General features: G+C 66.9%; 19 protein-coding genes. 10 read left to right on the forward strand and 9 right to left on the reverse strand.

The window, feature by feature from the left end:
- Positions 1–103: 103 nt before the first annotated feature.
- Positions 104–1,039 carry an LLM class F420-dependent oxidoreductase gene (locus NN2_RS05145; RefSeq protein ID WP_063010939.1) on the forward strand — a complete coding sequence of 312 codons (936 nt, stop codon included), beginning with the start codon at positions 104–106 and terminating at the stop codon, positions 1,037–1,039.
- Positions 1,040–1,064: 25 nt separating this feature from the next.
- On the opposite strand, the gene NN2_RS05150 is transcribed toward NN2_RS05145, so the two are convergent.
- Both NN2_RS05150 and NN2_RS05155 read right to left on the reverse strand, forming a co-directional pair.
- The gene (locus NN2_RS05150) at positions 1,065–3,374 is read right to left on the reverse strand and encodes an MMPL family transporter (RefSeq protein ID WP_063010872.1); all 2,310 of its coding nucleotides are present in this window, start codon (positions 3,372–3,374) and stop codon (positions 1,065–1,067) included.
- A gap of 257 nt (positions 3,375–3,631) precedes the next feature.
- Positions 3,632–6,013 (reverse strand): MMPL family transporter, encoded by a 2,382-nt coding sequence (locus NN2_RS05155; RefSeq protein WP_063010874.1) that lies wholly within the window; start codon positions 6,011–6,013, stop codon positions 3,632–3,634.
- 206 nt (positions 6,014–6,219) lie between these two features.
- On the opposite strand from NN2_RS05155, the gene NN2_RS05160 reads away from it, so the two are divergent.
- The 5 genes from NN2_RS05160 to tgt all read left to right on the forward strand — a co-directional run bounded on the left by NN2_RS05160 (position 6,220) and on the right by tgt (position 12,546).
- Complete coding sequence (locus tag NN2_RS05160; protein ID WP_030516871.1) at positions 6,220–6,816, forward strand: TetR/AcrR family transcriptional regulator; 597 nt, start codon at positions 6,220–6,222, stop codon at positions 6,814–6,816.
- Positions 6,816–7,301, forward strand: a complete 486-nt coding sequence (locus NN2_RS05165) for an RrF2 family transcriptional regulator (protein WP_063010877.1) — start codon at positions 6,816–6,818, stop codon at positions 7,299–7,301. The genes NN2_RS05160 and NN2_RS05165 overlap by 1 nt, the downstream gene beginning before the upstream one ends.
- Before the next feature lie 114 nt (positions 7,302–7,415).
- A complete protein-coding gene (locus NN2_RS05170; protein WP_063010879.1) occupies positions 7,416–9,152 on the forward strand; it encodes an ABC transporter ATP-binding protein in 1,737 nt (578 codons plus the stop codon).
- A gap of 145 nt (positions 9,153–9,297) precedes the next feature.
- A complete protein-coding gene (locus NN2_RS05175; protein ID WP_063010881.1) occupies positions 9,298–11,244 on the forward strand; it encodes an ABC transporter ATP-binding protein in 1,947 nt (648 codons plus the stop codon).
- 33 nt (positions 11,245–11,277) lie between these two features.
- Positions 11,278–12,546: a tRNA guanosine(34) transglycosylase Tgt gene (tgt, locus tag NN2_RS05180; protein ID WP_063010883.1), complete on the forward strand. Its 1,269-nt coding sequence runs from the start codon at positions 11,278–11,280 to the stop codon at positions 12,544–12,546.
- Between the two features lie 34 nt (positions 12,547–12,580).
- Here the strand turns inward: tgt and NN2_RS05185 are convergent, their stop codons facing one another.
- Positions 12,581–13,354 carry a queuosine precursor transporter gene (locus tag NN2_RS05185; protein WP_030516876.1) on the reverse strand — a complete coding sequence of 258 codons (774 nt, stop codon included), beginning with the start codon at positions 13,352–13,354 and terminating at the stop codon, positions 12,581–12,583.
- 49 nt (positions 13,355–13,403) lie between these two features.
- Here NN2_RS05185 and NN2_RS05190 point away from each other — a divergent pair, with 49 nt between their 5' ends.
- Complete coding sequence (locus tag NN2_RS05190) at positions 13,404–13,940, forward strand: DUF4190 domain-containing protein (RefSeq protein WP_030516877.1); 537 nt, start codon at positions 13,404–13,406, stop codon at positions 13,938–13,940.
- Positions 13,941–13,993: 53 nt separating this feature from the next.
- Here the strand turns inward: NN2_RS05190 and gluQRS are convergent, their stop codons facing one another.
- Complete coding sequence (gluQRS, locus tag NN2_RS05195) at positions 13,994–14,914, reverse strand: tRNA glutamyl-Q(34) synthetase GluQRS (RefSeq protein ID WP_063010885.1); 921 nt, start codon at positions 14,912–14,914, stop codon at positions 13,994–13,996.
- A complete protein-coding gene (locus NN2_RS05200) occupies positions 14,911–15,396 on the reverse strand; it encodes a DUF309 domain-containing protein (protein ID WP_063010941.1) in 486 nt (161 codons plus the stop codon). Before NN2_RS05200 ends, gluQRS begins: the two co-directional genes overlap by 4 nt.
- Before the next feature lie 381 nt (positions 15,397–15,777).
- Between NN2_RS05200 and NN2_RS36080 the strand changes: the two genes are divergently transcribed.
- The 3 genes from NN2_RS36080 (at position 15,778) to helR (ending at position 19,947) form a co-directional block, all read left to right on the forward strand.
- Positions 15,778–15,987 (forward strand): DUF397 domain-containing protein, encoded by a 210-nt coding sequence (locus NN2_RS36080; protein WP_030516880.1) that lies wholly within the window; start codon positions 15,778–15,780, stop codon positions 15,985–15,987.
- Positions 15,988–16,123: 136 nt separating this feature from the next.
- Complete coding sequence (locus tag NN2_RS05205) at positions 16,124–17,551, forward strand: WS/DGAT/MGAT family O-acyltransferase (protein ID WP_156511221.1); 1,428 nt, start codon at positions 16,124–16,126, stop codon at positions 17,549–17,551.
- A 194-nt stretch (positions 17,552–17,745) separates the two neighbouring features.
- A complete protein-coding gene (helR, locus tag NN2_RS05210; protein WP_063010889.1) occupies positions 17,746–19,947 on the forward strand; it encodes an RNA polymerase recycling motor ATPase HelR in 2,202 nt (733 codons plus the stop codon).
- Between the two features lie 15 nt (positions 19,948–19,962).
- Here the strand turns inward: helR and NN2_RS05215 are convergent, their stop codons facing one another.
- The 4 genes from NN2_RS05215 to NN2_RS05230 all read right to left on the reverse strand — a co-directional run bounded on the left by NN2_RS05215 (position 19,963) and on the right by NN2_RS05230 (position 23,025).
- Positions 19,963–20,298, reverse strand: a complete 336-nt coding sequence (locus NN2_RS05215) for a hypothetical protein (protein WP_245658564.1) — start codon at positions 20,296–20,298, stop codon at positions 19,963–19,965.
- Positions 20,299–20,361: 63 nt separating this feature from the next.
- Positions 20,362–21,363, reverse strand: coding sequence for a methyltransferase (locus tag NN2_RS05220; protein WP_218021995.1), 1,002 nt, complete (start codon positions 21,361–21,363; stop codon positions 20,362–20,364).
- Between the two features lie 74 nt (positions 21,364–21,437).
- A complete protein-coding gene (locus NN2_RS05225) occupies positions 21,438–22,328 on the reverse strand; it encodes an RNA polymerase sigma-70 factor (RefSeq protein WP_063010891.1) in 891 nt (296 codons plus the stop codon).
- A gap of 88 nt (positions 22,329–22,416) precedes the next feature.
- Entirely contained in the window at positions 22,417–23,025 is a 609-nt protein-coding gene (locus tag NN2_RS05230; RefSeq protein WP_063010947.1) for a TetR/AcrR family transcriptional regulator, read from the reverse strand.
- Between the last annotated feature and the right edge of the window lie 100 nt (positions 23,026–23,125).

Below are 23,125 nucleotides of genomic sequence, written 5' to 3' on the forward strand. Positions count from 1 at the left end.
CGACCGCCGCGCGAGAGGGCCGTGCCACGACATGTCCGGTCCCCTCGCCGGGCGGTTCGGCAGCTCCGCGGGCCGGCGCAGCCGGCCCGGTACGTTGGTGCTCGTGGAACTACGAATCTTCACCGAGCCCCAGCAAGGGGCTACCTACGACGATCTGCTCCGGGTTGCGAAGGTGACCGAGGAGGCGGGGTTCGACGCATTCTTCCGGTCGGATCACTATCTGAAGATGGGCGGGGTCTCCGGCCTGCCCGGGCCCACCGACGCGTGGATCACCCTGGCCGGGCTCGCGCGCGAGACCTCCCGGATCCGGCTGGGCACACTGGTCACCGCCGCGACGTTCCGGCATCCGTCGGTGCTGGCGATCTCGGTCGCGCAGGTCGACCAGATGTCGGGTGGCCGGGTCGAACTCGGACTCGGTTCGGGGTGGTTCGCCGACGAGCATCGCGCCTACGGCATCGATCTGCCGGAGCTCGGCGAGCGCTTCGATCGCTACGCCGAGCAACTGGCCGTCATCACCGGCCTGTGGCAGACCCCGGTGGGCGAGACCTTCGATTTCACCGGCAAACACTATGTGCTGCAGGGCAGTCCGGCACTGCCCAAGCCGGTGCAGCAGCCCGGCCCGCCCGTGATCATCGGTGGCGCGGGCAAGAAGCGCACACCGGCCCTGGCCGCGCGGTACGCGCACGAGTTCAATCTGCCGTTCACGGATGCGGAAACGGCTGCGGCGCAATTCGATCGGGTTGCCGCGGCCGCGCGCGACATCGGCCGCGATCCCGGTGAGATCGTCCGCTCGGCCGCCCAGGTGCTGTGCGTGGGCCGCGACGAGGCCGAGATCGCCCGCCGCGCCGAGGCGATCGGCCGCGAGGTGCACGAACTGCGCACCAACGGCCTGGCCGGCACCCCGGCCGAGGTGGTCGACAAGATCGGCCGCTACCGCGAGACCACCGGCATTACCCGCCTCTACCTGCAGGTGCTCGACCTGTCCGACCTCGACCACGTGGAATTGGTCGCCGGCGAGGTCGCCGCCCAGCTGGGCTGATGAACCATCCGGTGGCAGCGCCGGCTCAGCCGACCTTCACCGGACTCCTGGGCTCGTCCGGATTGTCGACGTGGAGCGCGCGCAACCGCGCACCCTCCACGTCGATATCCGGCACGATCCGGCTGAGCCACCCCGGAATCCACCAGGCCGCCTTACCCATCAGCACCAGCAGCGACGGGATCAGAACCATCCGCACCAGGAAAGCGTCGAACAGGACGCCCGCGGCGAGCGCGAAACCCATCGACTTGGCGGTCGCATCCGATTCCAGCAGGAACGAACCGAAGACCGAGATCATGATGACGGCGGCCGAGGTCACCACCCGTGCGCCGTGGTGGTAGCCGGAGATCATCGCCTCGGTGGGTGGTTTCCCGTGCACGTATTCCTCGCGCATGCGGGTGACGAGGAAGACCTGGTAGTCCATGGCGAGGCCGAAGACCAAGCCGATCAACATGATCGGCAGGAAGCTCACGATCGGCCGCGGTTCGGAGATGAGACCCAGCGCGCCCTTCTGGAAGATCAGCACCGTGGCGCCGAAGGTCGCCGCCATGGAGAGCAGGAATCCCAGCGCGGCGGTGAAAGGTACCAGCACCGAACGGAATACCGCGATCAGCAACAGGAATGCCGCACCCGCCACGATGGCCAGATAGGGCAGGATCTTACTGAGCAGCGCATGGTCGACATCGGCGTAAATGGCTGTGGTGCCGGTGATTCCGTAGTCGATGCCGTATCTGTCGTGCAGTGCGGCTTCGGCATTGCGCGCGTTGCGCACCAGATCCTTGGTGGCCTGATCGTTGGGCCCGGTGGTGGGTACCGCGGTCATCAACGCGCCGCCGCCGTCCCTGCTCAGCTGCGGTCGGGTCACATAATCCATACCCGGATAGGCGGCCAGTTCGTCGTGTAGCGCGGTCAGCGCCGCCTGCCGCTGATCGGCGGGCACCTGTGACAGATCGGCGACGACTTGCAGCTTGCCGTTACTGCCGGCCCCGAATCCCTCGGTGCGCAGGTCGTAGGCCTTGCGAATGGTGGTGGTCCTGGGCTGGCTGTCCTCACCGGGCAGGCCCAGATTCAAGCTCAGCGCGGGCGCGGCCAGCAGACCCAGCACGATGATGCTCGCGACCAGCGTCAGCCACGGCATCCGCCCGATCACCCGCGCCACCCGCATACCGTTGGTGACCACCGAATCGTCCTCGGGATCGTGTTGCGCGATCGCCGGGAGCTTCGGCTCGAACAGGTACTTGCCGAAGGCGCCGAGCAGTGCCGGCATCAGGGTGATCGCGGTGAGCACCGCGAACGCCGCCGCGATCGCCCCGCCCAGTCCCATGAAGGTCAGGAAGCTGATGTTGACGATGGCCAGGGCGACCAGCGCGATGATCACCGTCGCGCCCGCGAACACGACCGCCGAACCGGCCGTCCCCAGGGCCGTGCCCGCGGCAATCTCCGGCGAATTCTGCACCGCGCGTTCGTGTTTGTAGCGCGAGACGATGAACAGCGCGTAGTCGATCGAGAGCGCGATGCCGATCATCGAGGCCAGGAAGGTGGTGAAACTCGGTACCGACATGAACGATGTGCCGAGGAAGATCACCGACGTCGCCAGTCCGAGTCCGACGATCGCGGTGATGATCGGCACGAAGGCCGCCACGATCGCGCCGAAGGCCACCACCATCACCACCAGCGCCACGGCCATGCCGATCATCTCGGCCCGACCACTGGGCTGTTGTTGTTCCATCGCCAGCGACCCGCTCATCTCAACCTGAAGTCCGGCGGCTCGCGCCTCGTCACCGACCGCGTAGGCGGCCGCGCGATCGGCGGCGGTGATATCGGTGAATTTCTGGATCGTGAACGGAACGGTCAGCACCGCAACGGTATCGGGGTTCTCCTTGTTCAACACGTTGACCGGCGCGGCACTGCAGCGCGAGACGAATTCCGGCGAACTGCGATCGGTCGCGAAGCAGCCCATCTGTTCGGTGGCCGTGATCGGATCCACCAGCGGGGTCTTGTGATCGACGATGTTCAGATCGTTCAGCTTCGAAACCACACCACCGACGGCCGCGCGCTGGGATGCGTCGGTGAGTTTCTGCCCCGGTGCCGCCCCGAAGACATAGGTACCGGTGACCGCCTCGAAACTAAACGCCTGCGACATCCCCGGGAAGTGTTTGTCCATGATCTCGGTGGCGCGTTCCGACGGCAGATTCGGGATCGTGAAGTCGTCGTTCATCGGCTTCTTCAACTGCGTGCCGAGACTGCCGATGATCAGGAACAGGATCAGCCAGACCGGGAGCACGATCCACTTGTGCCGAAAGGCGAACCTTCCCCACCGATACAGATACACGGACACGAGGCGCTCCTAGTGGTCGCGGGCCTCGATTGGCGCTGACTGCGAACCGGGGCCGGTCGCTGATCGAGCTGTGCGGTTGCCGGCACACTCGCCGGTACCGTCGGTCCGCCGAGTGGCCGAGCTGGAGAGCATTAGGTTCGAGTCTGCTGTGTCGTTGCTGCAAGATCAAGATCTTTGCGGTCCGAGATCCCCTGGACCGGATACGGCACGAGCCCCCATCCGCTGTTCGGATGAGGGCTCGTGCCGTGGTTCGCGGATCAGCCGACCGGGACCGGCTCCTTCTCCGCCGCGGTGTCGCGGTCACGCTGCTGCAACTCGCGCAGCTTGGTGCCCTCGACATCGATATCGGGCAGGATCCGGTCCAGCCACTTCGGCATCCACCAGGCCCACTTGCCCAGCAGGACCAGCAGCGACGGAATCAGGACCATCCGGACCAGGAAGGCGTCGAACAGCACGCCGGCCGCCAGTGCGAAGCCCATCGACTTCGCGGTCACGTCGGACTCCAACATGAATCCGCCGAAGACGGAGATCATGATGATGGCCGCGGAGGTGACCACGCGAGCGCCGTGGTGGTAACCGGACACCATGGCCTCCTTCGGGGATTTGCCGTGCACGTATTCCTCGCGCATGCGGGTGACGAGGAAGACCTGGTAGTCCATGGCGAGGCCGAAGACCAAGCCGATCAACATGATCGGCAGGAAGCTCACGATCGGATGCTGATCGCCGATCAGGCCGAGTTTGTCCTGCTGGAAGATCAGCACGGTGGCGCCGAAGGTGGCCGCCATCGACAACAGGAATCCCAATGCGGCGGTCAGCGGCACCAGAACCGAGCGGAACACCAGTACCAGCAGGATGAACGCCGCGATCGCCACGATCGTCATGTACGGGACGATCTTGCCGAGCAGGGCATTGGACACATCGGCGTAGATCGCGGTCGAGCCGGTGATGCCGTACTCCATGCCGTATTTCGCTTGCAGGTCCGACTCTGCGTCCCGGGCATGTTTCACCAGGTCCTGGGTTTCGGAGTTGTTCGGGCCGTGATCGGGTACCGCGGTCAACTGGGCGCCGGTGCTGTTCACATAGTCCGGAGTCTTCTGCGGCGTGAGCTTGTTCGTCGACGGCATGGTCACGAAGTCCATGCCCTGGTAGCCGGCCAGCTTGTCGTGCAGGGCCATGACGGCCTCCTGACGCTGCTCCGGCTTGACCTTGGTCAGATCCGCGACCACCAGCAGGGTGCCGTTGCTGCCCTCGCCGAACCCTTCGGTACGCAGGTCGTAGGCCTTACGAACCGTGGTGGTCTTGGGCTGGCTGTCCTCACCGGGGAGGCCGAGGCTCAGATTCACCGCGGGTGCGGCGAGCAGGCCGAGCACGATCACGCTCGCGCCGAGGGTCACCCACGGCGCCTTGGCGATCAGCCGGGCGAAACGCTTGCCGTTGGTGACGGCGTCGTCGTCCTCGGTGTCGGTCCGCGCGACCAGCGGCAACTTCGGCTTGAACAGGAAGCGGCCGAAGGCGCCCATCATCGCGGGCAGCAGGGTCAGCGCGACCAGGATCGCGAACAGCGCGGCCAGCGCGCCGCCCAGACCCATCCAGGTGAGGAAGCTGACGCCGACGATGCTCAGGCCGCACAGCGCGATGATGACCGTCATACCGGCGAAGACCACCGCGGAACCGGCAGTGCCGATGGCGACGCCCGCAGCCTCTTCCGGCGAATCCTGCACGGCGAGTTCATGTTTGTAGCGCGAGACGATGAACAGCGCGTAGTCGATCGACAGCGCGATACCGATCATCGCCGCCAGCACGGTGGTGAAGTTCGGGATGTTGGCGATCGAGGTGCCGGCCATGATCAGCGAGGATGCCATGCCGACACCCACGATGCCGGTCAGAATCGGCACGAACGCCGCGATCAGCGCGCCGAAGGCGATCATCATCACGATGAAGGCGACGGCGTAACCGATCATTTCCGACTGTCCGCCCGGCGGCGCCTGCTCGGTGGCGATGGTGCCGCTGATCTCCACGTCCAGTCCGGCCGCGCGCGCCTCGTCGGCGACCTTGTATGCCTGGTCCCGATCGGCCTTGGTGATATCGGAGAACGACTTGATCTTGAACGGCACGCTGAAATAGGCGACGGTATCGGCACTGTTGTTCTTGCCGAGCACGTTCAGCGGCGCCAGGCCGCATTTCGCGACGAAGTTCGGGTCGGTGCGATCACCGGAGGTGCAGCCGATCGCCGTCGTCGCGGCGACCGGGTCGGTCAGCACGCCCCGACGTTGCGGGTCGGGGTCCTGCGCATTGATCTTGGACTTGTCGACGATGTCGAGGTTGTTGATCTTCTCGACAAGCGCGGTGAGTGCCTTGTGATTGTCCGGATCGGTGAGCTTGCCGTGGGTGGCCGCGGCGACATATGTGCCGGTCACCGCGTCGAATTTGAAGGCGGCCGATTGTCCAGGAAATTCCCTGTCCAGGATGTCGGTGGCCTTCTGCGAGGGCAGATCCGGCATGTTGAAGTCGTCTTGGCTCTGCTTCTTCAGCCCGACGCCGACGGCGCCCACGATCACGAAGATCAGCAACCAGACCGGTAGCACGATCCATTTTCGGCGGAAGGCGAACTTCCCCCACCGATAGAGGTACACGGACACGCGGTATCTCCTAGCGATAGCTGATTTGCGGTGCTGAGTTCAGGCCCCGTAGACAGCACTACTGCGGACGCCGCACTGCGATCCGCCTCCATCGACGCTTTCTGCCTACCGTGCGGTAGGTAGACTACCCAATCGCTAAGCGGAGGAACAACCTCGATTTTCGGGGCGTGCCCTCCGCTTCGATCGGTTGATGAGAGGATCATCGCATGAGCGCCCGAAGTACCTCAGGAACCGTTGTCGCAGGTCAGAGCACCAAGGACGCGATTCGTGAGGCGGCGATCCGGCTTTTTTCGAACAAGGGTTTCGAGCAGACGAGCCTGCGCGAGGTCGCGGATGCGGTGGGAATCACAAAGGCGTCGCTCTACTATCACTACGCGTCGAAGCTCGATCTGCTGCTCGCGATCATCGAACCGATCTTCGACGACATGAAGCTCGTGGTCGACGAACTCGACGGTGTGACGTACAGCCCGGCGGGCGCTCGGGAGGTGCTGAATCGCCAGCTCCGGACCCTGTTACGACATCGCACCGCGGGCGCGATGTGCGTGCGCGACACCGTGGCCATCCTCAACGCGATCGGAGATCGGCATCCGGACATGTTCGATATGCACCGGCGACTGTGTGTCTGGCTGGCCGGACCCGACCCCTCGCACGAGGCGCAATTGCGTGCCAGCGCCGCCCTGGAGGTGCTGGGCACGGCGCTGTGGTCGAACGAGCTCGTGCCCGATGCCGGTGACGAGGTGATCGAGCGGGTTTTGATCGAGGCCGCTCTCGGCGTGCTGAACGGACCGGGTGGACAGCGCTAGTGCACATCTCGGCGAGGATCGACTACGCGGTCCGCATCCTGTTGGAAATCGCTCGCGCGCAACCGAATTCGGTGAAGGCGGAGACGATCGCCACGGCGCAGGACATTTCCCCGAAGATTCTGGAATCCATTGCGGCGCAACTGCGCCGGGCCGATCTGGTGGTCAGCCGGCGTGGCCCCGACGGCGGGTACCGGCTGGCTCGTGCGGCCGGTGAGATCAGCATCGCCGACGTGATCCGCGCGGTCGAGGGGCCGCTCGCCTCGGTGCGCGGGCAGCGTCCCGAGGATGTGGTGTATTCGGGGGTGGCCGAACCGCTGCAGCGGGTGTGGATCGCGCTGCGGGTCAATATCCGCGCGGTGCTGGAACAGGTCTCGATCGCGGATATCGCCACCGACGAACTGCCGGATTTCATCGCGAACCTGGTGTCCGATCCTGGTGCCTGGACGCGACGGCCCGCGCCCGTCCCGCCCGGCGTCGACGCCTAGGCCGGAGGTGAGGACTGTGCCGGTCGAGCCGGTTTCGCGGGTGTGCGGGCCGGCTTTCGCCGAGCGAAAAATCTTGCCGCCACCGCCCCGGAATGACGGTAGCCTGCACCCATCATGTTGATCAGGTTGCTGCGCGCCTTTCTCGCCCCCTACCGCACCCAGTTGGTGGGGGTTGTTGTGTTGCAGCTCATCTCCGTCATCGCGATGCTCTATCTGCCCAGCCTGAACGCCGACATCATCGACAACGGCGTCACCAAGGGTGATATCGGTTACATCTGGACCACCGGTCTGTGGATGCTGCTGGTGTCGGGCGTGCAGATCATCGCCTCGGCGAGTTCGGTCTATCTGGGCGCACAGGCCGCGATGGGTGCGGGGCGGGAAATGCGCGCGGCACTGCTGCACCGGGTGGGCACCTTCTCCGCCCGTGAGGTGGGCATCTTCGGCGCGCCGTCGCTGATCACCCGCAACACCAACGATGTGCAACAGGTGCAGCTGCTGGTCGTGATGAGCGTGACCATCCTGGTGATGGCGCCGATCATGTGCATCGGCGGCATCGTGATGGCGCTGCGCCAGGACCTCGGACTCTCCTGGATCCTGCTGGTCGCGGTGCCGGTGCTCGGCCTGACGATGGCGCTGATCATCTCCCGGATGGTGCCCGGGTTCCGGCGCGTGCAGGAGCGCATCGACTCGGTGAACCGAGTGCTGCGCGAGCAGATCACCGGTATCCGCGTGGTGCGGGCGTTCGTGCGCGAGCGCTACGAATCGCAGCGCTTCGGCGTGGCCAACGACGAGCTGACCTCGGCCTCGCTGTTCGTGGGCCGGTTGGCCGCGCTGATGTTCCCGGCCGTGATGTTGATCAGCAACGTGACCACGGTCGCGGTGATCTGGTTCGGCGGGCATGCCATCGACTCCGGCAGTATGCAGATCGGTTCGCTGACCGCGCTGCTGTCCTACATCATGCAGATCCTGATGGCGGTCATGATGGCCTCCTTCCTGGCGATGATCGCTCCGCGCGCGGCGGTCTCGGCCGAACGCATCGCCGAGGTCCTGGAAACCGACTCCTCGGTGCTGCCGCCGGCACAGCCGCAGACCTTCGTCGCCGATCCGGGGACGGTCGAGCTGGCCGGCGCCGAATTCGCGTTTCCGGGCGCCGCGGAACCGGTGCTGCGGGATATCAGCTTCCGGGTCTCGCCCGGGCAGACCACCGCGATCGTCGGTTCCACCGGATCCGGTAAGACCACGCTGATCAATCTGATTCCGCGGCTGATCGACGTCACCTCCGGCGTGGTGCGGGTCGGCGGCACCGATGTGCGGCAGGTGGATATGGATCTGCTGCGCTCGCAGATCGGGCTGGTGCCGCAGAAGGCCTATCTGTTCTCCGGGACCATCGCGGAGAACCTGCGCTACGGCGATCCCGAGGCGACCGACGAACAGCTGTGGCACGCACTGGAAATCGCGCAGGCCGCCGACTTCGTGCGGGCCATGCCCGAAGGGTTGCGGACCCCGGTCGCCCAGGGTGGCACCACCGTCTCGGGCGGCCAGCGGCAGCGGCTCGCCATCGCGCGCGCCCTGGTGAAGAAGCCCAAGATCTATCTGTTCGACGACTGCTTCTCCGCACTCGACGTCGCCACCGACGCCCGGGTGCGCGACGCGCTGCGGCCGGAGACGCGCGAATCCGCGGTGATCACCGTAGCCCAGCGCGTGTCGACCATCCGCGACGCCGACCAGATCGTCGTCCTCGAGGACGGTGCCATGGTCGGCCTCGGCACCCACGAACAGCTGTTGCGCGAATGCGAGGAGTACCGGGAGATCGTGGAATCGCAGTTCAGTCCGGAAGAGGCGGCGCGATGAGCTACCTTGGCGCAGCCGCTCATCGGGCCGCCCCGGGTGCGGGTGTCCCGCAGAACACAGCAGGCGGCGCGATGAGCTACCTTGGCGCAGCTGCTCATCGGGCCGCCCGGGTGCGGGTGTCCCGCAAGACACAGGAGGCGGCGCGATGAGGCCAGGGGCGCCGATGCCGGGTGCTCCCGGGCAGAAAGCGAGATCGTTCGGCCCGACGCTGAAGCGGCTGTTGCGCCGGCTGGCTCCGGATCGGACGGCCGTGGTGGCCATCCTGGTGCTGGCCGTCGCCTCGGTCGTCATGAACACCCTGGGGCCGCAGATCCTCGGTAAGGCGACCAACCTCATCTTCGACGGCGTCGTCAGCAAGCAGTTGCCGGCGGGGCTGACCAAGGATCAGGCGGTGGCGTCCCTGCGTGCGCAGGGCCAGGACCGGCTCGCGGACATGATGTCCTCGATGAACATCAACCCCGGCCACGGCGTCGACTTCGGCGCGGTGGGCCAGGTGCTGACGCTGGTTCTGGTGCTGTACGTGCTGGCCTCGCTGTTCAACTGGCTGCAGGCGTATCTGCTGGCCACGGTGATCAACCGCGCGGTGCAGCGGCTGCGCAGCGAGGTGGAGGACAAGATCCACCGGCTGCCGCTGAGTTATTTCGACACCAACGCCCGCGGCGATGTGCTCTCCCGCGTGACCAACGACGTCGACAACGTGGCGCAGAGCCTGCAGCAGACCATGAGCCAGCTGGTCATGTCGGTGCTGTCGGTGATCGGCATCCTGATCATGATGTTCTGGATCTCGCCGCTGCTGGCGGTGATCGCGCTGCTCACGGTCCCGGCCGCGGTGGTCGTCACGGCCCAGATCGCGAAGCGGTCGAAACCGCATTTCGTCGATCAGTGGAAGTACACCGGCCTGCTCAACGCGCAGGTCGAGGAGGCCTTCACCGGCCACGAGGTGGTCACGGCGTTCGGCCGCATTCGCGAGGTCGGCGAGGAATTCGACAAGCGCAACGACAAGCTCTATCAGGCCAGCTTCAAGGCGCAGTTCATCTCCGGGCTGATCATGCCGGTGATGATGTTCATCGGAAACCTGAACTACGTGCTGATCGCCGTGGTCGGCGGTCTGCGCGTGGCCTCGGGCAGCCTGTCGCTGGGTGAGGTGCAGGCCTTCATCCAGTACTCGCGCCAGTTCAGCCAGCCGCTCACGCAGATCGGTTCGATGATCAATCTGCTGCAGTCGGGCGTCGCGTCGGCCGAGCGGATCTTCGAAATCCTCGACGCCGACGAGCAGGTTCCCGATCCGCGCGAGGAGGATCCGCGCCCGATCGATCGCGGCCGGGTCGAATTCGACGCGGTGTCGTTCCGCTACGAGCCCGACAAGCCGGTGATCGACGATCTGTCGCTGGTCGCCGAGCCCGGCCACGTGGTCGCCATCGTGGGCCCGACGGGTGCCGGTAAGACGACGCTGGTCAATCTGCTCGAGCGGTTCTACGAGCTGGATTCCGGCGCGATCACCATCGACGGGGTCGACATCACCGGCATCGGCCGCGACCGGCTGCGCTCGCGGATCGGCATGGTGCTGCAGGACACCTGGTTGTTCGGCGGCACGATCCGCGAGAACATCGCCTACGGCAACCCGGAGGCGAGCGAAGAGGAGATCCTCGCGGCCGCCCGCGCCGCCTACGTGGACCGCTTCGTCCATTCGCTGCCGCTGGGTTACGACACGGTGATCGACGAGGAGGGCTCCGGAGTCAGCGCCGGTGAGAAGCAGCTGATCACCATCGCCCGCGCCTTCCTGGCCAAGCCGACCATCCTGATCCTCGACGAGGCCACCAGTTCGGTCGACACCCGCACGGAGTTGCTGGTGCAGCAGGCGATGGCCGCGCTGCGCCGTGACCGCACCAGTTTCGTTATCGCGCACCGTCTTTCGACGATCCGCGATGCCGATCTGATCGTGGTGATGGAAGGTGGCCGCATCGTCGAGCAGGGCACCCACGAGCGGCTGCTGGCCGCGCGCGGCGCCTACTTCCGCCTTTACAACGCGCAGTTCACCGGCGCGGCGGTCGATCAGGATCTGGTCGACGAGGAGACGCTGGACGTGGTGTAAGGGCCGTGGTCACCGGCCTGGCAGGATAGCGGCGTGTCCGATCCCGACCAGTTCTCCTTCACCGTCGGTACGTCGCTACCGGGGCGTCGCGACGGCGGGCCGTCTGTCAGGCACGGCCGCACCGGTGTGATCACCACGCCGCACGGGCAGATCGCCACTCCGGCGTTCATTCCGGTCGGCACCAAGGCCACGGTCAAGGCGGTCCTCCCGGAGGCGATGGCCGAGATCGGCGCGCAGGCCCTGCTCGCCAATGCCTACCACCTGTATCTGCAGCCGGGATCCGACATCGTCGACGAGGCGGGCGGCCTGAGCCGGTTCATGAACTGGCCGGGTCCCACCTTCACCGACAGCGGCGGCTTCCAGGTGATGTCGCTCGGCGTCGGCTTCAAGAAGGTGCTGGCCATGGAGGCCGTCGGCGTGCAGAGCGACGAGGTGATCGCGAAGGGTAAGGAGCGGCTGGCCGTGGTCGACGACGACGGCGTCACCTTCCGCTCCCATCTGGACGGATCCAGCCATCGGTTCACCCCCGAGGTGTCGATGGGGATCCAGCACCGCCTCGGCGCCGACATCATGTTCGCCTTCGACGAACTGACCACGCTGTTCAACACCCGTGGCTATCAGGAGAAGTCGCTGCGCCGCACGCACGAGTGGGCGCAGCGCTGCATCGACGAACACGAGCGGCTCACCGCCGCACGCGCGCACCGGCCGTATCAGGCGCTGTTCGCGGTGATCCAGGGTGCGCAGTACGAAGACCTGCGCCGCAAGGCCTGCCGCGATCTGGACGCGATGCGGGGAAGCGGCGGAACGGGTTTCGACGGTTACGGCATCGGCGGCGCGCTGGAGAAGGCCAATCTCGGCACCATCGTGGGCTGGTGCTGCGACGAACTGCCGGCGGAGAAACCGCGGCATCTGCTGGGTATCAGCGAACCCGAGGACTTCTTCGTGGCGATCGAGAACGGCGCCGACACCTTCGACTGCGTCAATCCGTCCCGCGTCGCGCGCAATGCCGCGATCTATGTGGCGGCCGGCCGATTCAACATCAACACCAGCCGGTTCCGCCGCGATTTCACCCCGATCGACGACACCTGCGACTGCTACACCTGCGCTCACTACACCCGTGCCTACATCCATCACCTGTTCAAGGCGAAGGAGATGCTCGCCGCGACGCTGTGCACGATTCACAACGAGCGCTTCACGATTCGGCTCGTGGACGATATCCGCGCGAGCATCGAGGGCGGCTACTACGACGACTTCAAGGCGGAGTTCCTGGGACGGTGGCAGGGCCGGATCCGCTTCGACTGAAACGAAACGGCCCCGCCTCGCGCCCGGTTCCGCGTCAGCTGTAGAGCGCCGGCTTGTCCAGCGGTGCGTAGCTGGGTTCGTGCTTCTTCAGATAGGCGATGCAGCGGTAGCTGATCGGCATGATCAGCACCTCGCACAGCGTCTTCCACACGAAGCCGACGATCACGTAGTTGATGAACGCGCCCCACGTGTTGATCCCGATGGCCGTCGCCGCGATCGAGCAGAACACCAGCGTGTCACCGAATTCACCGGCGACGGTCGAGCCCAGCAGCCGCGCCCACAGATGCTTCTCCTTGGTGCGCTCCTTGATCAGCACCAGCGTCATCGAGTTCAGGAACTGGCCCACCACATAACCGGCGAGCCCGGCCGCGACGAGTTGCGGCGTGGTCCCGGCGACGGTGCGGAACGCGTCCTGATTGTCGTAGAACCCGGCCGCCGGCAGGCCGATCGCGATCCAGAAGCAGACCACCATCAGAATCAGCATGCCGAAGCCGTAGTAGATGGTGCGGCGGGCGGCCTTGAAGCCGTACACCTCGCTCAGCACGTCGCCGATCACATAGGCGAGGGGGAACAGGAAAAATGCTCCGTCGGTGGTGATCGGCAGGATTTCGATGGGTCCGAGGGACACCTCGTGGCCGGTGAAGAACTGCACGCCCTTGGTCGCGCAGATGTTGGAAATCATCAGCGTCGCCGTGAACAAGGTCACGATCAACGTGAAGGGACCCCCCGCGGCCTGCGCGAATGCTGCGTGTTCGACCGCGGGGCGTCCAGACTCCCCGGTCGGTGTCGTTTCTTGTGTCTCACTCACGACCTGTGCACGATACCGGCAACCCGGCCCGGTGGAATAGGCTGGACCGATGACGAATCCCGGCGATTCCGACGAATGGTGGAAACAGTACGGCGGCGAAGGTGTCTCGTCCGATTCGGGCGGCCACCAGTCGGTTCCGCCGACCCCGCCGCAGCAGCCCACCCCGCCGCCCAATCCGCAGGCCGGATACTCCTCGGCCCCGCATCAGCAGTCGTCTCCCTACCAGCAGCCGACCCCGCCGCCGCAACAGCAGCAGTCCTACCCGAGCTATCCGCAGCAGCAGCCCTACGGTCAGCCCGGCTACGGCTATCCGGCCGCGACGCCGTATCAGCCCTACGGCTACGCGGCGCCGCAACAGGGCACCAACGGCCTGGCGATCGGTTCGCTGATCGCGTCGATCCTGGGACTGTGCACCTGTATCGGATCGATCGTCGGGATCATCCTGGGTGTGATCGCGCTGAACCAGATCAAGGAGCGCGGCGGTCAGGGCCGCGGTATGGCGCTCGGCGGAATCTGGGTCGGTGCCGTCGGCATCGTGCTCACCATCGTGTGGGTGATCGTCAACGTCGCGGCCGCGAACTGGTAGTTCCCGGGCGGGAACAGCAGTGCGTCCGGATCGCCGGACGCACCGTCGCCGGATCAGCTGTGGCGCAGCGGATCCGGATGTTCGGGGTCCAGAATCCACGGTTCGTGCGGCACCGTCGCCGGAGTGAACTGATCCAGTAGCGCGCGCGGCGTCTCACCCCGCAGGCCGAGCGAGGCCGCGAGCAAGGTGAAAACCTGACGCGGCGTCTCACCGAGAGCGGTTCTGTCGCGCAGGGTTACGGCACCGTCGCGCTTGGCCAGCCGCGCGCCCTCGGTGTTGAGCACCAGCGGGACGTGCGCGTAGGAGGGTACGGCGAGTCCGAGGACCGTGGCCAGATAGGCCTGCCGCGGTGTCGAGGGCAGCAGATCGTCACCGCGAACGATCTGGTCGAAGCCCTGGGCCGCATCGTCCACCACAACCGCGAGGTTGTAGGCCGCCGTTCCGTCGCCGCGACGCAGCACGAAATCGTCGACCAGCCCGCGATACCGGCCGTGGATTTCGTCGACGATCTCGAATTCCGTGGTCTGCGAGCGCAGCCGCAGTGCGGCGGGGCGACCCTCGGCGCGCTTGGCCGCCCGCTGTCCCTCGCTCAGGTCGCGGCAGGTTCCCGGATAGGCGCCCATCGGCCCGTGCGGTGCGGAGACGGCCTTCTGAATCTCCTTTCGCGTGCAATAGCACTCGTAGGTCATGCCGGCCGCGCCGAGCCGCTCGATCGCCGCCGCATACTGCGGGGTGCGATCCGATTGCCGGACCACCTGGCCGTCCCAGTCCAGCCCGATCGCGGCCAGATCTTCGAGCTGACGCTGCTCCGCACCCGGCCGCACCCGGTCCAGGTCCTCGATCCGCAGCCGGAAATTGCGTGCGGTGCTGCGGGCGAACAACCACGCCAGCAGGGCGGTGCGGAGATTGCCCAGGTGCAGTTCACCGGAGGGGCTGGGGGCGAAGCGACCCGCCCCGGCGGTATGCGGGATCATCCGCGCAGCCGGGGGCACAGCGCGTCCTCCGGAATGTCGCGGCCGGCATCCAGATCCGCCAGCAGACCCTCGGCATGTGCGACGAGCCCGGTCGAATCGATGCCGTACGGCGGCGGCGGCGCCGCCGACAACCGGCCGATCGCCCGCTCGAGCAGGGTGCGAGCACCCTTCGGATTACCGCGCTGGATGTGGGTGATGCCGACGGCGTACTGCGCCAGCCCCTGCCACAGCATCCTTTCCGCGAACGGTCCGTTCTTCCATGCGGCCTCCAGCACCTCGTGTGCGTTGAAGGCCAGTCCCTCGTTGAGGAGGCGCTGGGCATAGTCCAGGGTTTCGTCCGGTGGGAGGTCGAGATCATCCGGAATCCGGGCGACGCCGACGCTACCGGGCGGTAGTGGTCGCCCGAACCGGTCTCGAGGACGGGCATTTCGGGCGTGTCCGGCATCGTCGCGATCTCGTTCCACCACTACTCCATGATCCATACCGAGCAACCGCACGGTTTATCCGGGGCGTAGTGCGGCCGTGCCCGAGCGAATTTCGCGACCTGGTTTTGTTTAGCGGATCATTCTCCTGTCATTTGGCAATTCCCCCGCTATTAGTGAACGGGAATTATTTAGCGCAATTCGAGTGGTTGAAAGTGAAAAGACGCGGGACATGGATTGTGGGTGCTGCTAGGGTGCTCTCCCGGGGTCAACGCGAGCGAGCACCATGGCGGTGTGTACCTCGTGGCCCATTCTGTTCATCGAGTAGTTCGTGCCTATGACCAGGCGCATCGTGGAGCCGTCGAGTCTCGAGAAACCCGGGTCCGGCGACGAGGGAAGCATGATTGTCGCGTTATCTACGGCGGTAAAGGAGAGGTTGAGGTGAAGGTTGATTCGACCGGTGCGGTGTGGCGCAAGAGTAAATACAGCGGTCCCGATGGAAACTGTGTCGAGGTAGCTTTTCTGAGTGACGGCAATGTCGGGGTTCGCGATACCAAAGACTGCGGCAGCGGGCCGATTCTGGCTTTCACACCCGGCGAGTGGGATGCGTTCGTCTCGGGCGTGACCGACGGGAAGTTAGGTCCCGCCTGACCCCGGGCGATCAGGTGATGGGCCCCGAGTCGATGCGACTCGGGGCCTTGTTGTGCCGGTCGATGCGGCCGATCCCGGGTGCCGATGGATCTCGGTGGGTGCGGGATATGTGGACGGTTGTGGATATCGTCGGCGGGTGGATCTACTGACCCCGCAGGATGCCACCAGGTTCTGGCTGTCGCGCCGGGCCTGCAACGACCTGTTCCTGCTCTACTGCTTCGACGACGCCGGATGGTCCGCCGACGCGCTGCGGGCGGCGGTGATCGCGCGCAGCGCCGAAATCCCGGAGTTGAACGTCCGTATCCGGGAGCACCGTTTCGCTTATCCGGCCTGGGAGCCTGCGGATTTCGACGAGGCGCAGGTCGTGGTCCACACGTCCGAGGAGCCGCTGTGGACGACTGTGGAAGCCTCGCTGGGGGAGATTCTGGCGCACTCGGTCCCGGCGCGGCGATACACCTGGCGGATCCATCTGTATCGCGGCGTGCGAGACGCGCCGGGCGGATCGGGGCCCGCACTCGTTGTGGTGCTGCAGCTTTCGCATGCCCTGGCGGACGGAAAACGGGCCGCGCAGATCGCGCGCGAGTTGTTGCGGGGCTTGGACGCGGCAGCTCGCGGGATCGCCGAACCGGGTGACGGTTCGGATCGCGTCGGATCGTCCATCGGCGCGATGGTCGATCGGCATCACGGCCGCCGGGCGCGAGCCCGGTTCGCGTCATCTGTGGAAACCCTTGCGGTCGAAGCCCTGGCGCTTCTTTCGTTCCTGCCCGGCATGGCCCGCACGGTGCGGCGGGGATTCGTCGCGGCAGGTGCGGACAGGGAATTGAACAGCCTCGCCGAGGCGGGAGAGATTCCCCCCGCGGCACCGAATTTCGCGCCGACCCGGCTGAACCGCCCGCCGGCGCCGGAGCATCGGGCCGTCCGTGTGATCGCGGGGGAGAGCCTGCACGTTCCCGGCTATACGGTCACGGTCGTCGCGCTGACCGCGATCTCCGTCGCGATGAGTCGATACCTCGCCGCCCGCGGCGAATCCGCCGACCCGTTGGGCGCGCAGGTCTCGATGGCCCTGCCTGTGGTGACCGATCGAAAAGCTGTCCCGCACAACAACTATCGCGACCTCGGTGTCGATCTGTGTGTCGCTGAACCGGACCTGCGGCTGCGGGCGCGCCGCATCGCCGCGGCGCTGGCCGAACGACGGATCCGCGCCACCCATCCGCTGCAGTCCGCGCGTGACCGCGTCACCGACGCGATCCCGGCCCCGGTTCTCCGTCGCGATATCGCCGGCTATCCCTTGGATCTGGTTCCCGACCGGATCTCGGGCCACACCGTGCTCTCCAGCGTCCACCGGGGCGAGGCGGATCTGTCGATCGCCGGCGGCGCGGTCCGCTTCACCGCCGGTTTCCCCGCCCTCGGCGCGGTGATGCATCTGACCCACGGCCTGCACGGCCTCGGAACGACGGTGACCCTGTCGGTCCACGCCGATCCCCAGGTGGTGGATGTGGACGATTACGTCCGCCTCTTGCGTGGCGCGGTCCGTGAGGTCGGTACGCGGCTGACCGCCGACTGATCGCGGAAGAGGCTGGTGCACCTCTTTCCATATTCAATATATAGCGGGGTGGGGGGCTTGCGGCAAGGCCCCGGTCGTGCCGCACAATGGCCCGCCGAGGCCGTGTACCTGCGAAAACGAGAGGAGACCCGCAGCGGCCGAGACGGACACGGGTGTCCACATGAACCATGTCGAGCCAGGGAAATGAGGGACACATGTCGGAACCGGGGTATCAGGACGAGTTGCGGGCCGAACAGGACTACGTGTCCGGGCTCTACGCACGCCTCGACGGCGAGCGCGTCGAGGCGAAGGGCCGCTACAGCGCGGCGTTGCGCGGCAACGGTGGTGCGCTGGTGGACCGCGATGTGGAGGTGCGCACGCTGGCGCGTGAGGTGAAGCGCTTGGATGTAGCCGACAACGGGCTGTGTTTCGGCCGATTGGACAGCGATTCCGGCGAGCGGTCCTATATCGGCCGGATCGGGCTCTTCGACCGGAGCAACGACTTCGAGCCGTTGCTGCTGGACTGGAGGGCTCCGGCGGCACGGGCCTTCTACACCGCCACCGCCGCCAGCCCGGAGCGGATGCGGCGGCGCCGGCAGTTCCATTCCCGCGGCCGCCGCGTCGTCGACTACACCGACGAGATCTTCGGCCGTCCGGGCGCCGGGGAACGCGGGGATGCGGCGCTGCTCGCGGCCGTCGACGCGCCTCGCGGCGAGGGCATGCGCGACATCGTGGCCACCATCCAGGCCGAACAGGACGAGATAATCCGGTTCGATCATCCCGGCGTGCTGGTGGTCGAGGGCGGACCCGGTACCGGCAAGACGGTGGTGGCGCTGCATCGTGTCGCCTATCTGCTCTACACCCAGCGCGAGCAGATGGAGCGCCACGGCGTTCTCGTGGTCGGACCCAATCCGGCCTTTCTGCGTCATATCGACCGGGTGCTGCCGTCGCTCGGCGAAACCAACGTCGTCTTCACCACCACGGGCGATCTGGTGCCGGGCCTGCACGTCACCGCCGAGGACACTCCGGACGCGGTGCGCATCAAGGGTTCGCTGCGCATGCTGGATGTGCTCGCCGCCGCGGTCGCGGACCGGCAGTGCTTGCCGGCGGAACCGCTGACCATCGAATTGACCGATGTCACCGCGCGCATCGATGCGGCGACCGGGGAATGGGCGCGCGAGGAGGCGCGCACCAGCGGACTGCCGCACAACGAGGCGCGTGCGGTGTTCCGCGAGATCGTCACCTACGTGATCACCGAGCGCGCGATCGCGCGGATCGGCAAGGGCTGGATCACCCGCGACGACCGGGAGGCGTGGGAGAACCTGCGCGCCGACCTCGTCGCCGAGCTCGCCGAGAGTGAGCAGTTCGGTGCCGCGCTCGACCAGCTCTGGCCGGTGCTCACCCCGGAAAAGCTACTGGCCGAGCTGTATTCGTCGCCCGAGCGGTTACGAGCGGCAGGCGCCGACCCGGCCCTCCGGCGTGCCGACGGCGCCGCGTGGACGGTGTCGGATGTACCGCTGCTCGACGAACTGGTCGATCTGCTGGGCCGGGAGAAGCCGGCGGACGACACCGTGGAACGTGAACGTGCGGCCGAAGCCCGATATGCCGCAGGGGTTTTGGAGCTCATGACCGGCCGCGAGGATTCGATGGACGACGAGGACCACCTCTTCGCCACCGACCTGCTCTACGCCGAGGACCTCGCCGACCGATTCGCCGATCGCGATACCCGTGATCTGGCCGAACGCGCCGCCGCCGACCGGGATTGGACCTATCGCCACATCGTGGTCGACGAGGCGCAGGAGCTCTCCGAGATGGACTGGCGGGTGCTGATGCGGCGGTGTCCGGGCCGCTCCTTCACCGTGGTCGGCGACCTCGCCCAGCGTCGTTCGACCGCCGGCGCGACATCGTGGGACGCCGTGCTCGAGCCCTATGTTCCCGGCCGGTGGCGCTATCGCTCCCTGACGGTGAACTACCGGACGCCGGCCGAGATCATGGCGGTCGCGGCGGCGGTTCTCGCCGAATTCGCGCCGGATGCGCGGTCACCCGAGTCGGTGCGTGCCTGTGGCGTGCGGCCGTGGTCGCGCCGCGTCGACGAAAGCGAATTGACCTCCGCCATCGCGGATTTCGTTCGCGACGAGGAGGGTCGCGAGGGCACCGCCGTCGTGATCGGCCCGCCCGGCGTGCCCGGCACGGTTGCGGCATCGGAGACGAAGGGCCTCGAGTTCGATGCCGTACTCGTCGTCGAACCGGAGCGCATCCTGTCCGATGGGCCGCGGGGCGCGGCCGAACTCTACGTGGCCCTCACCCGCGCCACCCAGCGCCTCGGAGTTCTGCACCGAGACCCGCTGCCCACGGCACTCGCCGGTCTGGTCCCGGTCGCCGAGCCCGCGGCGGCCGGAAATCGCCGCTCCGCGTAGCGATGTGGCGGGCCGCTAATCCGGCGGCCCGCACCCGCCCCGCATGATCAACGCATGCGCCGGACACCATTGGGTCACCGGTAGCCGACTGCGCCCGTTCCCGGTGCGCAACTCGAATTCCACCAGCCCCAGCCATGTTCCGTCCGCCGCCCGCGCCCAGGCGTGCAGCCGCCCCGGAATTCGCCCGGTGATCTCGAGCCCGCCCGCCCGCACCTGCCCCGCCACCGCGTCGTGATCGGCCATCCGTGGATACGTGGGGATAGCGGCAGCCACGTCCACCAGCACCGGCATCGGCGGAGCCACCACCCGATGCAGTGCGAACTCCCCCTTCTCCGGCCAATGTTCGAACATGTGTTCGATCATAAACCGAAGCGCCGACAAATAGCTCGCGGATTTGCCGGCCGCGTCGCAGTGTCACCGACTTTGGAACTCCAGTGCGGTCCGCCCGTCCGCCACCGGCCTCACAGCACGCAGCATCAGACCGCACGTCTCACCCAGCGCCCCCAACTCGGTCACCGTCCGCTCCCGCCCGCCGAAGCACATCGCCATGAACAGGTCGATCGCCGTATCGGCCCCCCGCCCCAGAATCGGCTCGATCACCACAACCGCCCCGTAAGCCCCTGCGGCGCGGGCGCATTCGGCGAGGATGGCTGCGGCGAGTTCGTCGTCCCAGTCGTGCAGGATGTCGGACAGAAGGTAGGCATCGGCACCGGTGGGGAGCGGATCGAAGAAGCTGCCCGCAACGGCGGATGCGCGGTCACTCAGGCCGGTCGCCGTGAATCGCTCGGTGGCGGCGGCCGTCGGCGCCAGGTCCAGCACTCGTCCGCGCACGCCGGGATGCGCGCGGAGAATCGCCGTCAGTAGGGTGCCGTCGCCGCCGCCGACGTCGAGAACGTCGGGGAAGCGACTCCAGTCGAACCGCGCCGCGATCTGGTCCGCGTAAACCCGGAAGCGGCAATTCATCTGGGCGTCGAAGGACGTGCGCAGCGCGGGCTCGGCTTCCAGATCGGCCCAGAAATCACGTCCATACCTGCGCGGATAGGCGGGCCGGCCGGAAGTGATCGTGCTCAGCAGTTCCACGAAGGCCAGTTCGGCGCGCCCGCCCGCGCTGCCGATATCGAGCAGCAGCAGCGCGAACGGGTCGGGGGAGTCCGCGCTCATCTGGTTGCCGAGGCTCGTGGGCCGGTAGCGGCCGGACGCCGCTTCGTCGTCGAAGACGCCGATGGTGACCAGATGGTCGAGCAGTCGACGGAGCGCGGGAGCGGAGGTTCCCGTGCGAGCCGCCAGTTCTTCGGCGGTCGCGCCCGTGCTGCCCGCGTGGTCCACCAGCCGCAGCGTCGCGGCCACGCGGACGGCCATCGGTGTGGCCAGATCGGCCAGGGCGAGGATCGAGGCGGGTTGCTCCGGCGAATTCACCGGCCCAGACTATCCGGCAGACTCCCGGTGGCCATCGAATATCGTTGTGGCGCAGTGGTTGTGGGCCTCGTCGTTCAGCGGCTGACGGTGGTCTGCTGTTCGACGCGGGAGAGTTTCTCCGGGTTGCGGACCACGTAGAGGCCGGTGATCAGGCCGTCGTCGAGGCGCATTGCCACCACGTCGTCGATTCGTCCGTCGATCCGGACGATCAGTGCGGGGCAGCCGTTGATCTGGACCGCCTCGACGGTTGCCTCGGTGCGCAGTCGGGGCAGGCCGGTACGCAGGGCGCGGGCGACCCGGTCGGCGCCCGCGATCGGCCGCAGGACCGCCTGGACCACGCCGCCGCCGTCGCCGAGCAGCACCACGTCGGGAGCCAGCATGTCGACCAGATGCTGCAGGTCGCCGGTTTCGATGGCGTGCTGGAAGGCTTCGACGGCGCGGCGGGATTCGTCGGCGGACACCACGCCGCGGGGTCGGCGCGCGGCGACGTGAGCCCGTGCGCGATGGGCGATCTGGCGTACCGCGGCGGGCGTTTTGTCGACGGCCGCGGCGATCTCGTCGTAGCTCAGGTCGAACACCTCGCGCAGCACGAACACCGCTCGTTCCGTCGGTGCGAGCGTTTCCAGCACCAGGAGCATCGCCATCGACACGCTGTCGGCCAGTTCGACGTCCTCGGCCACATCGGGCGCGGTCAGCAGCGGTTCCGGCAGCCACGGACCGACGTAGGACTCCTTGCGGCGGCCGAGCGTCCGGAGCCGGGTCAACGCCTGGCGGGTGACGATCCGGACCAGGTAGGCGCGCTGATCACGGACGTCGTCGAGGTCCACGTCCACCCAACGCAACCAGGTCTCCTGCAGGACGTCCTCGGCGTCGGCCGCCGAACCGAGCATCTCGTAGGCAACCGTGAACAGCAGATTGCGATGGGTGACGAACGCTTCCGTGGCGCCGTCGATGCGCTCGCTCATGGGGGCTCCTGTCCGTGCTGTCTCGACTCCGGCACACACGAGACGCTCGCCGGATCCGCCGTGTGACACCTCCTGCAAGTGATACGCGTCACTGCAGTGGTGATCTCGCGGCGATGGCCGGGGCGACCCACGCCGTGAGGTAGCGGCGCAGTTCCGGGCCACGCCGAGGCGGACGGCCCGGATCGACGACGAACGATTGCACGATGCGAAGCATATGTTCGACGAGTTCGTCCAGATCGGCGCCGGACACTCCGGCCGCGGTCCAGTCGACGGCGAAGCGTTGCAGGATCGATCGTCCGAATGCCAGTGCGGTGTCGGAGGTTACGCCGGCGGAGAAGGCCCCGGCCCGCCCCGGAGTGAGCAGTAGGTTGAGGTACCGCTCGTGCGGCAGCCGCTCGAGGGTGTAGGCGATGCCCTCGACCACCGCCGTGGCGGGGTCGCGGATTCCGCTCAGATGTTCGGCCAGAACGTCGAGGAACTGCCCGGTCTGCGCGACGGCGGTCGCGGTCAGCAGGCTCTCGGCACTGGGAAAGTAGCGGTACACGGTCTGACGGGTGACGCCGAGGTCCCGGGCGACCTCGGCGATGCTGAAATCGCTGCCGGACCGGTCGATCGCGGTGCGGGCGGCGGCGAGGATCCGTGCGACGGCTTCGTCGTCGTCCGCGGGCGTCGCCCCCGCCCAGCCATGCGTGCGCACCGAATGCCATCCTTCCTCGAAGCGTCGACGGTACCGATCCTGCCGAGAGGGCAGCACTCGGCTCTTGACCATACATATGGAACCAACTGTATGGTCGTCC

It is taken from the genome of Nocardia nova NBRC 15556, from assembly GCF_001613005.1.
In the GTDB taxonomy this organism is placed as follows: Bacteria; Actinomycetota; Actinomycetes; order Mycobacteriales; family Mycobacteriaceae; genus Nocardia; species Nocardia nova.

Excerpts from the sequence above, each read along its gene's own strand:
- NN2_RS05160 (WP_030516871.1), top strand. The coding sequence starts at position 6,220 with ATGAGCGCCCGAAGTACCTCAGGAACCGTTGTCGCAGGTCAGAGCACC.
- NN2_RS05170 (WP_063010879.1), top strand. The coding sequence starts at position 7,416 with ATGTTGATCAGGTTGCTGCGCGCCTTTCTCGCCCCCTACCGCACCCAG.
- NN2_RS05175 (WP_063010881.1), top strand. The coding sequence starts at position 9,298 with ATGAGGCCAGGGGCGCCGATGCCGGGTGCTCCCGGGCAGAAAGCGAGA.
- NN2_RS05190 (WP_030516877.1), top strand. The coding sequence starts at position 13,404 with ATGACGAATCCCGGCGATTCCGACGAATGGTGGAAACAGTACGGCGGC.
- gluQRS (WP_063010885.1), bottom strand. The coding sequence starts at position 14,914 with ATGATCCCGCATACCGCCGGGGCGGGTCGCTTCGCCCCCAGCCCCTCC.
- NN2_RS05200 (WP_063010941.1), bottom strand. The coding sequence starts at position 15,396 with ATGGATCATGGAGTAGTGGTGGAACGAGATCGCGACGATGCCGGACAC.
- helR (WP_063010889.1), top strand. The coding sequence starts at position 17,746 with ATGTCGGAACCGGGGTATCAGGACGAGTTGCGGGCCGAACAGGACTAC.
- NN2_RS05215 (WP_245658564.1), bottom strand. The coding sequence starts at position 20,298 with ATGTTCGAACATTGGCCGGAGAAGGGGGAGTTCGCACTGCATCGGGTG.
- NN2_RS05225 (WP_063010891.1), bottom strand. The coding sequence starts at position 22,328 with ATGAGCGAGCGCATCGACGGCGCCACGGAAGCGTTCGTCACCCATCGC.